This window comes from Sphingobium sp. KCTC 72723 (genome assembly GCF_014280435.1).
Lineage (GTDB): Bacteria > Pseudomonadota > Alphaproteobacteria > Sphingomonadales > Sphingomonadaceae > Sphingobium.
Window position 1 is genome coordinate 1,715,178 of sequence record NZ_CP060388.1, and the last position, 13,710, is coordinate 1,728,887.

The following is a 13,710-nucleotide window of genomic DNA, read 5'->3' on the forward strand; positions in this document are numbered from 1 at the left end:
GTCAGCGCGTAGCGATGACGGAGGGGTGTTGCCCTATCGTGAGCATGGCACCCCTCCGTCTGGCCTGCGGCCAGCCACCTCTTCTACAAGGGGAGGAAGCGCAAGTTCTCACTCTCAGCCCTTTTAAGATCAGCGCGCCGCCTTCCGCGCTGTCATCCGCGCTCGAAAAGCCGCTGCCCAACCCAGCTTCTCCACCTGTTCCGGCCGCACCAGACACAGCGCATCAGCCGCCACCGGGCGCGTCACCACGCTACCCGCCGCTACGATCGCGCCCGCGCCGATGCTCGCCGGTGCCACCAGCGCGCTGTTGGAACCGACAAATGCCCCCGCGCCGATTTCCGTGCGATATTTGAAGTATCCGTCATAGTTGCAGGTGATCGTCCCCGCGCCGATATTGGCCGCCGCGCCGATGCTGGCGTCGCCGATATAGGACAGGTGGTTGACCTTCGCCCCTTCGCCCAGCGTCGCTTTCTTGATCTCAACGAAATTGCCGACCTTGGCCTTTGCACCGATCTGCGCGCCAGGGCGCAACCGCGCATAGGGACCGATCGCCGCCCCGCTTTCCACGCTTGCTCCTTCCAGATGGGAAAAAGCGTGGATCGTCACGTCCTGCGCCACGATGACGCCGGGACCGAACACGACATGGGGTTCGACCACCACGTCGCGGGCCAACTGCGTATCATGGCTGAAAAACACCGTGTCTGGCGCGATCAGCGTCACGCCGTCGCGCATCGCTTCCATTCGCCGCCGCGCCTGCCACATCGCCTCTACGCCTGCCAGTTCGATGCGGCTGTTGACGCCTGCCACTTCCCACGCCTCGGTTTCGATCACCGCGCTCACCCCGCCGGGCAGCATGATGATGTCGGGCAGATAATATTCGCTCGCTGCATTGTCGTTGCCGATCTGGTCCAGCAGCACGAACAGGTCGGTCGATCGCACTGCCATCAACCCGCTGTTGCACAGGGTAACAGCGCGCTCCGCCTCGCTGGCATCCTTATATTCGACCATGCGCTCGATCATCCCCTGCCCGTCGGCGATGATCCGGCCATAGGCAGCGGCATCATCGGGGCGAAAGCCCAGCACCACCGCGCGCGGATCATCCCCCCGATTGAGCCGGTCGAGCATCGCCCGCATCGTTTCGGCGCGCACCAACGGCACATCGCCATAAAGGATCAGCACGTCGCCCGCGAACCCCGCCAGCGCATCATGCGCCTGAGCCACCGCATGACCCGTGCCAAGTTGCCTGTCCTGCACCGCAATGACCGCGCCGGTGGCAGCGACGGCCCCTTCCACCTGATCGCGCCCCGCGCCGACCACCACCACCTGCCGCTCCGGCGCCAGTTCGCCGATGCTGGCGAGCAGGTGCAACAGCATCGGCCGCCCGGCGACCGGGTGCAGCACCTTGTGCAACCCCGATTTCATGCGCGTCCCCTGACCCGCAGCAAGGATGATGACGGCAAGAGGACGGCTGACGGTCACGATAGGGATTCCTTGTGGAATGGCCGGGTGGAATGGCCGGGATGATGGGGCTTTGCCATGTTTGACTTGCTTTTGCCACCGCCCACGCGGCATGGCGCGGCCATGGCCCATATTCCTTTTGATATCGTCGGTTTCGACCTCGACGGCACGCTGATCGACACGAGTGGCGATCTGGCCGCCGCCGTCAACCATGCCATTGGCACCGTCGGCCTGGCCCCCTTCCCCGTCGCCGCGATCAAGCCCTTCGTGGGCAAAGGCGCGCGGATCATGCTGCAACAGGCGCTCGATGCGTCGGACGTGCGCGACGACGCGCTGCTGGCCCAATTGCTGCCGGTGCTGCTCGACTATTACAGCCAAAATCTGGCGCTCCACTCGCTGCCCTATCCCGGCCTGATCGCCGCGATGGACGCGCTGGCGGCGGCGGGCGTCAAACTGGCCATCTGCACCAATAAGGCGGAGCGCTTCGCCATTCCGCTGATGCAGCAGATCGGCCTGTCGGATCGGTTCGCCGCTATCGTCGGCGGCGACACGGTGGGCATCGCCAAGCCCGACCCCGCGCCGATCCACGCCATGATCGCGCGCGCAGGCGGCGGCCGCACGATCTTCATCGGCGACACCATCAACGACATAGCGGGCGCGCGCAATGCGGGCATCCCCAGCATCGCGTGCAGCTTCGGCTTCCTTGACGGCCCGGTGGAGGATCTGGCGGCAGACGCGGTGATCGACCATTTCGACGAACTGCTGCCATTGCTGGCGGGCTGGCCGACATGACAGTGCGGCTGGAAAAGAACGGCGCGATCGCCCGGCTGCTGATCGACCGACCCGAACGGCGCAACGCGATGACGCAGGCGATGTGGGAAATGCTCCCCGCGCTGGTGGACGATGCGATGGCGGACGACAGCGTGCGCGTGCTGATCCTGGGTTCCGCCGCGCCCGCCATGTTCTGCGCCGGGGCGGACATTGGCGAATTTGCCCGATGTTCGGGCGACGCGGACTGGCGCGTCGCCAATCAGGCTGCGATCCGCGCCAGCCAATATGCGCTCGCCCATGCCGCCAAGCCGGCAATCGCCGCAATCGAGGGCGATTGCGTCGGCGGCGGATGCGGCCTCGCCATCGCCTGCGACCTGCGCATCGCCGCGCCCGGCGCGCGGCTGGGCATTACGCCGGCAAAACTCGGCATCGTCTATTCGCTGTTCGATACCAAACTGCTGGTCGATCTGGTCGGCCCGGCGCGGGCGAAGCGGATCCTGTTCACCGGCGCGCTCCACGGCGCGCAGGACGCGCTGGCGATCGGCCTGGTGGACGAAATTGCCGACGATCCGATGACGGCGGCAGAAACACTGGCGCAGACCATCGCCGCCAACGCGCAACACAGCATCCGATCGTCCAAAGCCATCATCCGCCGCATCCTCGACGGTCAGCCCGACGATGACACCGAAACGCTGGCCATGTTCCGCGACGCTTTCACGCTACCCGATTTCGCCGAAGGCGTGGCGGCGTTTAGGGACAAGCGACGCCCCGTGTTCTGATCGGGACCACGCCCGCCAACAGAAAAAGACCCCCGTTCGCACGGAGGCCTTTCCCTTATCTGATGCTGCGTCGCGCCGATCACATATGGATCGGCTTGCCCGTCACGGCCATCGCCGCTTCCTTGATCGCTTCGCTATGCGTGGGATGCGCGTGGCAGGTGTAGGCGATGTCCTCGCTCGACGCGCCGAATTCCATGGCCTGCGCCGCCTGCGCGATCATCGTGCCGGCTGGCACGGCGATGATCCACACGCCCAGCACCTTGTCGGTTTCGGCGTCGGCGATGATCTTTACGAAGCCGTCCGGCTCATGGTTGGTCTTGGCGCGGCTGTTGGCCATCATCGGGAATTTGCCGACCTTGATCGCGCCGCGTTCCTTCGCCGCTTCCTCGGTCAGGCCCACGCCTGCGATTTCGGGCTTGGTGTAAACGACGCCGGGGATCAGGTCATGATTCACGATGCCGGTCAGGCCCGCGATATTTTCCGCCACGGCAATGCCTTCATCCTCGGCCTTGTGCGCCAGCATCGGGCCGGGGATCACGTCGCCGATCGCCCAGACGCCCGGAACCTTCGTGCCGAACTCATGATCGGTTTCGATCTGGCCACGCACGTTCACGTCCAGCCCGATCTTGTCGAGGCCAAGGCCTTGAGTATTGGCGCGACGACCGATGGAGACAAGAACCACGTCCGCCTCGATCGTTTCCGACGCACCGCCAGCGGCCGGTTCGACCGTCAGCGTCACGCCCTTCTTGCCCGCCTTCGCGCCAGTGACCTTCGTGCTGAGCTTATATTCAAAGCCCTGCTTCTTGAAGATCTTGTTGGCTTCCTTGCGGACTTCGCCGTCCATGCCGGGCAGGATCTGGTCGAGATATTCCACGACCGTGACCTTGGCACCCAGGCGCTTCCACACGCTGCCCAGTTCCAGCCCGATCACGCCGCCACCGACGACGACCAGATGGTCAGGCACCTTGGTCAGTTCCAGCGCGCCAGTCGAATCGACGATCTGGCCGCCTGCATTGTCCACATCCACGCCGGGCAGCGGCATCACCGACGATCCGGTGGCGATGACGATATTCTTCGCCGTCACCTTTGCGCCATTCACTTCCACCGTGTTCGCGCCGGTAAAGCTGGCCAGACCCTTGAGCCAGGTCACCTTGTTCTTCTTGAACAGAAATTCGATGCCGCCGGTCAACCCCTTGACCGCGTCGATGCGCTGGCCCTGCATGGTGGGCAGGTCCAGGCTCATCTTGTCGATCTTGACGCCCAGCTTGGCCAGCGTGCCATTGGCCGCTTCGTCATACAGCTCGGACGCATGGAGCAGCGCCTTGGACGGGATGCAACCGACATTGAGGCAGGTGCCGCCCAGCGTCTCGCGGCTTTCGGCGCAAGCGGTCTTGAGGCCGAGCTGCGCCGCGCGGATCGCAGCGACATAGCCGCCGGGACCAGAACCGATCACCAGAACGTCATAATCGAAATCGGACATGGTTCTTCTTCCTCATTGTGTTCCTGCGAACGCAGGAACCCAGGGCGTCGTCAGAACAGCGTATCGAACAAATCCCGCCAGTGCGGATTTTCCCGTTCGATCAACTCGATCTTCCAGGCGCGTTTCCATTTCTTCATCCGCAATTCGCGTTGTCTCGCCTCTTGCAGATCATCATAGGCTTCAAACCACACCAACATGGTGCAGCCATGCTGCTTCGTAAACCCATCTATCAGCACATTGCGATGCTGATATGTCCTGGCCAGCAAGTCGCTCGTCACACCCAGATAAAGGGTGCCGTTGCGCCTGCTGGCCATCAGATAGACATATCCCGCTTTCGTTGCACTTCTCCGCTCTGGGTTCCTGCGTCCGCAGGAACACGAAGCATGATGATATTACAGGTCGATCAGCAGACGGGTCGGATCTTCGATCGCGTTCTTGACCGCGACGAGGAAGGTGACCGCTTCGCGACCATCGACCATGCGATGGTCGTAGCTGAGCGCCAGATACATCATTGGACGGATCACGATCTGACCGTCACGGACGACCGGGCGGTCCTCGATGCGGTGCAGGCCCAGAACCCCCGACTGGGGCGGGTTGATGATCGGGCTGGACAGCAGCGAACCGAACACGCCGCCGTTGGAGATGGTGAAGGTGCCGCCCTTCATATCTTCCATGGTCAGCTTGCCTTCCTTGGCCTTCTTGCCAAAGCCGCCGATGGTCTTTTCGATTTCGGCAACGCTCAGCGTTTCGGCATTGCGGATGACCGGAACGACCAGACCAGTGGGTGCCGACACGGCAACCGAGATGTCGCAGAAATTATTATAGACGATTTCGTCGCCTTCAATCTGCGCATTGACGCCCGGAATGTCGCGCAGCGCCATGCAGACTGCCTTGGTGAAGAAGCCCATGAAGCCCAGACGGACGCCATGTTTCTTCTCGAACAGATCCTTATATTTCGCGCGCGCCTCGATGATGTTGGTCATGTCGACGTCGTTATAGGTGGTCAGCAGCGCAGCGGTATTCTGCGCTTCCTTCAACCGCTTGGCCACCGTCTGGCGCAGGCGCGTCATCTTGACCCGTTCCTGCGCACGGCCCGGACCAGCGGCAGGTGCAGCGGCGGCAGGCGCAGCCGTAGCCGGCGTGGCGGCGGCGGCCTTGGCCGTGCCAGCGGCAACGGCGGCAGTGACGTCATCCTTGGTCAGGCGACCATCCTTGCCGGTCCCCTTGATCTTGCTGGGGTCCAGACCATGTTCCAGCACCAGGCGGCGCACGGCAGGCGACAGGGTCAGGTTGCCGCCGTCATCATCGTCCGACGCAACAGGCGCAGGGGCGGACGTTGCGGGCGCAGGCGCAGCGGCCTCTGCCTTGGCAGCGGGCGCAGCGGCAGGCGCGGCTGCCGCAGCAGCCCCTTCGTTGATCAGGCCCAGCAACGCGCCGACATTGACCGTATCGCCTTCCTTGGCGATGATATCGCCAAGGGTGCCTGCGACCGGCGAAGGCACATCGACCGCAACCTTGTCGGTTTCCAGGCTGACGATGGGTTCGTCGAGCGCGACGGCCTCACCCGGCTTCTTGAGCCACTGGCCCACGGTTGCTTCGGTAACGGATTCGCCCAGGGTAGGGACTTTGACTTCGGTAGCCATGAGCTTGTTCAGCCTTTCTTCTGGCGACGGATTTCTTCACGGACGCTGTGACCCAGCGCATCGGCGACGAGGGCGCCCTGTTCGGCGACATGGCGTTTGGCGAGGCCCGTTGCGGGCGACGCCGACGCCTTGCGACCGGCATAGCGGGCGCGCATCGGCGCCTTGCCAGCGTTAGCCAGCGCTTCCTCGACATAAGGCTCCACATGGAACCACGCACCATTGTTGCGCGGTTCTTCCTGGCACCAGATGACTTCTTCCAGATTCTTCATCCGGCCCAGACGCACGGCCAAAGCCTCGGTCGGGAACGGATAAAGCTGCTCGATACGCACGATCTGGGTGTTCTTGTCACCCGCCGCGTCGCGTGCCTCGATCAGGTCATAGGCGACCTTGCCCGAACATAGCACCAGACGCTTCGTGTCCGCATCCGCCGCCGGATTGGTGTCCGACAGGATGCGCTGGAAATGCGTATTGCCCTGGAAATCCTCGGCCTTGCTCACCGCCAGCTTGTGCCGCAACAGCGACTTGGGCGTCATGATGATCAATGGCTTGCGGAAAGGACGCAGCATCTGGCGGCGCAGGACGTGGAAATAATTGGCCGGCGTCGTGATGTTGGCGACCTGGATATTGCCTTCGGCGCACAGTTGCAGGAAGCGTTCCAGACGCGCCGAACTATGTTCCGGGCCTTGGCCCTCATAGCCATGCGGCAACAGGCAGACGAGGCCGTTGGAGCGCAACCATTTGGTTTCGGACGAAGCGATATACTGGTCGAAAACGATCTGCGCGCCATTGGCGAAATCGCCAAACTGCGCTTCCCACAGCACCAGGCTTTTGGGATCCGCCAGCGCATAGCCATATTCGAAGCCCAGCACGCCATATTCGGACAACGGACTATCCAGCACTTCGAACCGGCCATGCGGCACGGTGGCGAGCGGGATATATTTATTCTCCGTATTCTGGTCGACCCAGACCGAATGACGCTGGCTGAACGTGCCGCGCCCGGAATCCTGCCCCGACAGGCGCACGCCATAGCCTTCCGACAGAAGCGAGCCGAAGGCCAGAGCCTCCCCCGTCGCCCAGTCGAAATTGGCGCCCGACTTGAACATTTCCGCCTTGGCATCCAGCACGCGCTGCAACGTCTTGTGGACGACATGCCCCTGCGGAACGGTGGTCAGCGTCTTGCCCAGGCTGTCGAACAGCTTGGGCGCGATCGCGGACTCCACGCTCTGGCGGCCGGTTTCGGCGTCGGCGGGCTTGTGCAGCCCCGACCAGCGACCCGCAAACCAGTCAGCCTTGTTGGCCTTGTAGCTTTTGGACGCCTCGAACTCTTCTTCCAGATGGTTGACGAAATCGCCGGTCGCCTTGGCGACATAATCGTCGTCCACGACACCTTGCGCCTTCAGCCGCGTCGCATAGACGTCGCTGACCGGCGGGTGCTGGCGGATCTTGGCATACATCAGCGGCTGGGTGAACGAAGGTTCGTCGCCTTCATTATGCCCGAAGCGGCGATAGCACCACATGTCGATCACGATGTCGCGGTGGAAGGTCTGGCGATATTCGACCGCCAGCTTGCACGCGAAGGTCACTGCTTCGGGATCGTCGCCATTGACGTGCAGGATCGGCGCCTGAACGCCCTTCGCCACGTCCGAGGGATAGGGCGATCCACGCGAAAATTGCGGGCTGGTGGTGAAACCGACCTGATTGTTGACGATGAAATGGATGCAACCGCCGGTGTTATAACCCGACACGCCGGAAAAGCCGAGGCATTCCCAGACGATGCCCTGCCCCGCAAAGGCCGCGTCACCATGGATCAGCACGGGCAGAACCTGCTCATGCTTGGCCAAGTCGTCGCGGAACGTCTGCTGCGCGCGGACCTTCCCCAGAACGATCGGATCGACCGTTTCCAGATGCGACGGGTTGGGGACCAGCGACATATGCACCTTGATGCCGTCAAATTCGCGGTCGGTGGAGGTGCCGAGATGATATTTCACGTCACCCGAACCGCCGACATCTTCGGGATTGGCAGTGCCGCCCGAAAATTCGTGGAAAATGACGCGGAAACCCTTGGCCAGCACATTGGCCAGCACGTTCAGGCGGCCACGATGGGCCATGCCGTAGACGATTTCGCGGATGCCCGACTGGCCACCATATTTGATCACCGCTTCGAGCGCGGGGATCATCGATTCGCCACCGTCCAGGCCAAAGCGCTTGGTGCCGACATATTTGCGGCCCAGGAACTTCTCATATTGTTCGCCCTGGATGACCTTGGCCAGAATCGCCTTCTTGCCTTCGGGCGTGAAGATGATTTCCTTGTCCTTGCCCTCCAGCCGGTCCTGAAGGAAACGGCGTTCCTCCACATCGGCGATGTGCATATATTCCAGGCCGACATTGCCGCAATAATTGGCGCGCAGGATGGCGACGATTTCGGTCACGGTCGCGAACTGAAGGCCCAGCGTGCCGCCAAGGAATATCTTTTTGGTCGGGTTGGTCAGACCATGATATTCCGGCGTCAGGTCGGCCGGCAGATCGCGCTGGGTCAGGCCCAGCGGATCGAGATTGGCGGCAAGGTGACCGCGCACGCGATAGGTGCGGATCAACATCTGTGCGCGGATGGCGTCTTCGGCGGCCTCGGCTATGTCAGCGTCGGATGTCGGCTTGCCCTGCGCCTTGGCGGCGGCCTTGACGGCCACCTGCATCTGCGTCGGATCGAGCGCGCCGGTAAGGTCGTCCGTTTCCGTGAGCGGCCAGTTGGGCCTGGCCCAGCTTGGGCCTTGCTCGATCTCGAATTCCTGGTTTTCGTAACCCATGTCTCTTGTCCCATCCCAGCCGCGTGCAGTCGCGGAACGGGGGTAACAAGCGGCCGGGGTGCAGCCCGGCCGCCATGTTGGATTGTGGCTCGTTTAGCCGTTCAGCACGGCCAGCAGGGTCGTGCCGAGTTCGGACGGGCTGGCAGCAACCTTGATGCCGGCCGCTTCCATCGCCGCGATCTTGCTTTCCGCGTCGCCCTTGCCACCCGATACGATCGCACCGGCATGGCCCATGCGACGACCCGGAGGCGCCGTGCGACCGGCGATGAAACCGGCCATCGGCTTCTTGCGGCCACGCTTGGCTTCGTCGATCAGGAACTGCGCCGCCTGTTCTTCCGCGTCGCCACCGATTTCACCGATCATGATGATCGATTCGGTCGCGTCGTCGGCCAGGAACAATTCCAGCACGTCGATGAAGTTGGTGCCGTTGACCGGATCGCCGCCGATGCCGACGGCCGTGGTCTGGCCCAGGCCCGCATTGGTGGTCTGGAACACCGCTTCATAGGTAAGCGTGCCGGAGCGCGAAACCACGCCGACCGAACCCTTGGAAAAGATGTTGCCGGGCATGATGCCGATCTTGCATTCGCCGGGCGTCAGCAGGCCGGGGCAGTTCGGGCCGATCAGGCGCGACTTGCTACCGGAAAGCGAACGCTTCACGCGTACCATGTCCAGCACCGGGATGCCTTCGGTGATGCACACGATCAGCGGGATTTCCGCGTCGATCGCTTCCAGGATCGAATCCGCTGCAAATGGTGGCGGAACATAGATGACCGATGCATCGGCACCGGTCTTGCTCTTGGCTTCGGCAACCGTATCGAACATCGGCAGGCCGATATGGGTCGAACCGCCCTTGCCCGGCGTAACGCCGCCAACCATCTGCGTGCCGTATGCCAGCGCGGTTTCGGTGTGGAAGGTGCCGGTGGCGCCCGTCATCCCTTGCGTGATGACCTTGGTGTTCTTGTTCACCAGAATGGACATGCGTGTCCCTTTTCTTCTGTGGAAGTGGCACTTGGGGTCTAAAGCGCCCCGTCCCAGGCTGCGCACTTACCTGGGACGACACGGTGCAGCTTGTTGGCTCAGGCGAGCGAGGGATCGATACCCTTGCACGCTTCCAGCAATTCCTTGACGGCATCCACCGACACCTGAAGGTTCGCCTTGGCTTCCTCGTTCAGTTCGATTTCGATGACCTGTTCCACGCCATCCTTGCCGATGATGACCGGCACGCCGACATAGAGATTGTCGACGCCATATTGGCCGGTCAGGTTGGCGGCGCAGGGCAGCAGGCGCTTCTTGTCGCCCAGATAGGATTCAGCCATCGCGATCGCGCTGGTGGCGGGGGCATAGAAGGCCGATCCGGTCTTGAGCAGCGCGACGATTTCGCCGCCGCCCGAACGGGTGCGCGCGACGATGGCGTCAATGCGCTCCTTGGTCGAACGGCCCTGCTTGATCAGGTCGGGGATGGGGATGCCCGCAATGGTCGAATATTCGATCACCGGGACCATCGTGTCACCATGGCCACCCAACACGAAGCTGGTGACGTCCTTGGCCGACACGTCGAATTCTTCCGCCAGGAAATGGTTGAAGCGCGAGCTGTCGAGAACGCCCGCCATGCCCACGACCTTGTTATGCGGCAGGCCGGAAAATTCGCGCAACGCCCACACCATCGCGTCGAGCGGGTTGGTGATGCAGATGACGAAAGCGTCCGGCGCGTTGGCGGCAATGCCTTCGCCCACGGCCTTCATGACTTTCAGGTTGATGCCCAGCAAATCGTCGCGGCTCATGCCGGGCTTGCGGGCGACACCGGCGGTAACGATGATAACGTCCGCGCCTGCGATGTCGGCATAGTCGTTGGAGCCGCTGATCTTGGCGTCGAACCCTTCGACCGAAGCGCATTGCGACAGGTCGAGCGCCTTACCCTGAGGCACGCCTTCGGCCACGTCGAACATGACGATATCGCCCAGACCCTTCAGGGCCGCGAGATGCGCGAGCGTGCCGCCAATGTTGCCAGCGCCGATCAGCGCAATCTTGTTACGGGCCATATGATTGTCATCCTCCAAGTCGTCACTACCGGAATTGCCAGTTCGCCTACGCCCTTCGGACGGGGGTTTCAACCTGTCAAAGGTGGGAAGTTCAAATTATCTTTGCAATTCATTCGCAATTTCATTAAAGCCGATTCACACTCTGTCGCCCCGGACTCCTACCCTGGTCCATGGGCCTTCCCTGCAGAGCCATCCTGCCGGGCGCCTTTCTCCTCGAAGGCGCCCGGCCTCTTTCTCATGTAAAGATTGCGTCCCGATGAACGGCAGGCGCATCGTCCGACCGGCGGATTCCATGCGGCGACGAACGGCGGAAAGCCAATTGTGATAAGATGCAGCGTGTTCCCGCGCAGGCGGAACATGCGGCGCTGCTATTTCGGGCCGTGGCCCAGCGCCAGATAATCGTCCGACTGCATTTCCATCAGCCGCGACACGGTGCGTTCAAATTCGAACGCGCCGTCGCCTTCCGGGTAAAGCGCCGCCGGTTCAGCATCGGCCGACGCCAGCAGCTTGACCTTATATTCGTACAGCGAGTCGATCAGCGTGACGAAACGCGCCGCCTCATTGCGGTTTTCCGGTCCCAGCACGGGGATGCCGACAATGATGATCGTGTGGAATTTCCGCGCGATCGCCAGATAGTCCGGCGCGCCGCGCGCCTCTGCGCACAGCCGCTTGAACGAGAATACAGCAACCCCCTTCAGGCTCTTTGGCACATGCAGCGTGCGGCCGCCCTGCACGGATATGTCTTCCGACGGCACATGCGCGCGGTCGGACGGGGGATAGTCGGTCAGGCGAAAGAAAGCGGTGCTGAGCGCGTCGGTCGCTTCCTGCCCGTTGGGGCTGTGCCACAAGGCCGCATCGCCCAGCCGGTCGCGCCGATAATCTGTCGGTCCGTTGAGCGTCATCACGTCCAGGCTGACCTTGATCAGGTCGATGAACGGCAGGAAAAGCTGGCGGTTGAGGCCGTTCTTGTAGAGTTCGTCCGGTTCGCGGTTCGACGTGGTGACGATCGTTACCCGTTTTTCCAGCAAGCCGGTGAACAGCCGCGACATGATCGCCGCGTCGGCCATATTATTGACGACCATTTCATCAAAGCACAGCAGCCGCGCCTCGTCCGCCAGCGAATCGACCACCGGCGGAATCGGATCGCCCTTTTCCGACTTGCGCGCCTGCGCCAGCCGGGCATGAACATCCAGCATGAATTCATGGAAATGGGCGCGCTTCTTGCGCTGGATCTGCACCGTGTCGAAAAACAGGTCCATCAGCATCGACTTGCCGCGCCCGACCCCGCCCCACATATACAGGCCACGCGGCGGTTCGGGTGCCTTGCGCAGCAGCTTCCACAGGGTGGAGCCGCGCGGCGGGGCCGCTTCCAGTTCGCGTTGCAGCACGTCCAGCCGCTCTGCCCCGGCCTGCTGGTCGGGATCGGCGCGCAATTCGCCTGCCGCCACCAGCGCGCGGTAACGGTCCATCACATGGCTCGTCATGCTTCGGGTGCCTTGCGCAGCGTCGCGGTGGACGCAGCGATCGCCCTGCCATCCTGCACCAATGTCATGCGCAGGAACAACAGCCGCCCGGTTTCGCCCAGCAAGTCCACCTCTGCGCGCAGAATATGATCGGACCGGCCAGCCGCCATATATTGCATCGACAGGTCGACGGTCACGGCGCTGGCCTGCGCCGGACGGCCGATCGCGACCATTGTGGAAAAATAGGCATGATCGGCAAAGGCGGCCAGGAAACCGCCATGCAGCGACCCCAGCCGATTACGATGATTGGCGCGCGGTTCCAGTTCGACGATCGCGCGCCTGGCCCCATCGGGCTGCGAATAGATCGAACCGAGCAGGGTGAGGAACGTGTCCGGCACCGGCTCCATCCATTGCAGCCAGCCAGCGCGCGGCCCGTCGGTGACGCGCCGCGCTATTGCCTTTTCACCCGCGCTCACAGCGATCAGAGCTGCCGTTCGACCATCATCTTCTTGGTTTCGGCAATTGCCTTGGCCGGCGACAGCCCCTTCGGGCAGACATTGGCGCAGTTCATGATGGTGTGGCAGCGATAGAGGCGGAAGGGATCTTCCAGCTCGTCCAGGCGATCGCCGGTAAATTCGTCGCGGCTGTCGGCCAGCCAACGATAGGCCTGCAACAGGATCGCCGGACCCAGGAACTTGTCGCTGTTCCACCAGTAGGACGGGCAGCTGGTCGAGCAGCAGGCGCACAGGATGCACTCATACAGGCCATCCAGCTTTTCGCGCTCCGCAGGCGACTGAAGCCGCTCCTTGCCCGACGGCGGCGGCGACACGGTTTTCAGCCAGGGCTGGATCGAATTATACTGGGCATAGAAATGGGTGAAATCAGGGACCAGATCCTTGATCACGTCCATATGCGGCAACGGCGTGATCCGCACATCCTTGCCCGAACATTCGTCGATCGCGGTGGTGCAGGCCAGGCCGTTCTTGCCGTTCATGTTCATCGAACAGCTGCCGCAAATGCCCTCGCGGCACGAACGGCGGAAGGTCAGTGTAGGATCATATTCATTCTTGATCTTGAGCAGCGCGTCCAGAACCATCGGGCCGCAGCTGTCCAGGTCGACCTCGAACGTGTCGTAACGCGGGTTCTGACCGGAGTCGGGATCGTAGCGATAGACCTTGAAGCTGCGGACGTTGGTCGCCCCCGCAGGTGCCGGATGGGTCACGCCCTTGCCGCTGATCTTGCTGTTCTTGGGCAACGCAAATTCGGCCATCGC

Annotated in this window: 12 protein-coding genes; 2 read left to right on the forward strand and 10 right to left on the reverse strand. The window is 62.6% G+C overall.

Going from position 1 to position 13,710, the window contains the following annotated elements; genetic code table 11:
• Positions 1-129: 129 nt before the first annotated feature.
• Positions 130-1,422 carry a bifunctional UDP-N-acetylglucosamine diphosphorylase/glucosamine-1-phosphate N-acetyltransferase GlmU gene (gene glmU, locus SPBM01_RS08550; protein ID WP_410483051.1) on the reverse strand — a complete coding sequence of 431 codons (1,293 nt, stop codon included), beginning with the start codon at positions 1,420-1,422 and terminating at the stop codon, positions 130-132.
• 159 nt (positions 1,423-1,581) lie between these two features.
• Here glmU and SPBM01_RS08555 point away from each other — a divergent pair, with 159 nt between their 5' ends.
• Entirely contained in the window at positions 1,582-2,250 is a 669-nt protein-coding gene (locus SPBM01_RS08555; RefSeq protein ID WP_188065067.1) for an HAD-IA family hydrolase, read from the forward strand.
• Positions 2,247-3,008, forward strand: a complete 762-nt coding sequence (locus SPBM01_RS08560; RefSeq protein WP_188065069.1) for an enoyl-CoA hydratase/isomerase family protein — start codon at positions 2,247-2,249, stop codon at positions 3,006-3,008. Before SPBM01_RS08555 ends, SPBM01_RS08560 begins: the two co-directional genes overlap by 4 nt.
• A gap of 79 nt (positions 3,009-3,087) precedes the next feature.
• On the opposite strand, the gene lpdA is transcribed toward SPBM01_RS08560, so the two are convergent.
• From lpdA to SPBM01_RS08605, 9 genes are all read right to left on the reverse strand, one after another.
• Positions 3,088-4,488 (reverse strand): dihydrolipoyl dehydrogenase, encoded by a 1,401-nt coding sequence (gene lpdA, locus SPBM01_RS08565; RefSeq protein WP_188065071.1) that lies wholly within the window; start codon positions 4,486-4,488, stop codon positions 3,088-3,090.
• 50 nt (positions 4,489-4,538) lie between these two features.
• Positions 4,539-4,802 carry a GIY-YIG nuclease family protein gene (locus SPBM01_RS08570; RefSeq protein WP_188065073.1) on the reverse strand — a complete coding sequence of 88 codons (264 nt, stop codon included), beginning with the start codon at positions 4,800-4,802 and terminating at the stop codon, positions 4,539-4,541.
• 78 nt (positions 4,803-4,880) lie between these two features.
• Entirely contained in the window at positions 4,881-6,131 is a 1,251-nt protein-coding gene (gene odhB / locus SPBM01_RS08575; RefSeq protein WP_188065075.1) for a 2-oxoglutarate dehydrogenase complex dihydrolipoyllysine-residue succinyltransferase, read from the reverse strand.
• Positions 6,132-6,139: 8 nt separating this feature from the next.
• Positions 6,140-8,935, reverse strand: a complete 2,796-nt coding sequence (locus SPBM01_RS08580) for a 2-oxoglutarate dehydrogenase E1 component (protein ID WP_188065078.1) — start codon at positions 8,933-8,935, stop codon at positions 6,140-6,142.
• A 93-nt stretch (positions 8,936-9,028) separates the two neighbouring features.
• Positions 9,029-9,913 (reverse strand): succinate--CoA ligase subunit alpha, encoded by an 885-nt coding sequence (gene sucD / locus SPBM01_RS08585; RefSeq protein ID WP_188065080.1) that lies wholly within the window; start codon positions 9,911-9,913, stop codon positions 9,029-9,031.
• A gap of 98 nt (positions 9,914-10,011) precedes the next feature.
• Positions 10,012-10,974, reverse strand: coding sequence for a malate dehydrogenase (gene mdh / locus SPBM01_RS08590; RefSeq protein WP_188065082.1), 963 nt, complete (start codon positions 10,972-10,974; stop codon positions 10,012-10,014).
• A gap of 368 nt (positions 10,975-11,342) precedes the next feature.
• On the reverse strand, positions 11,343-12,458 hold the full coding sequence (zapE, locus tag SPBM01_RS08595) for a cell division protein ZapE (RefSeq protein WP_188065084.1): 1,116 nt from the start codon (positions 12,456-12,458) through the stop codon (positions 11,343-11,345).
• Entirely contained in the window at positions 12,455-12,913 is a 459-nt protein-coding gene (locus tag SPBM01_RS08600) for a PaaI family thioesterase (RefSeq protein WP_262504371.1), read from the reverse strand. Before SPBM01_RS08600 ends, zapE begins: the two co-directional genes overlap by 4 nt.
• 5 nt (positions 12,914-12,918) lie before the next feature.
• Complete coding sequence (locus tag SPBM01_RS08605; protein ID WP_188065086.1) at positions 12,919-13,707, reverse strand: succinate dehydrogenase iron-sulfur subunit; 789 nt, start codon at positions 13,705-13,707, stop codon at positions 12,919-12,921.
• Positions 13,708-13,710 lie beyond the last annotated feature (3 nt).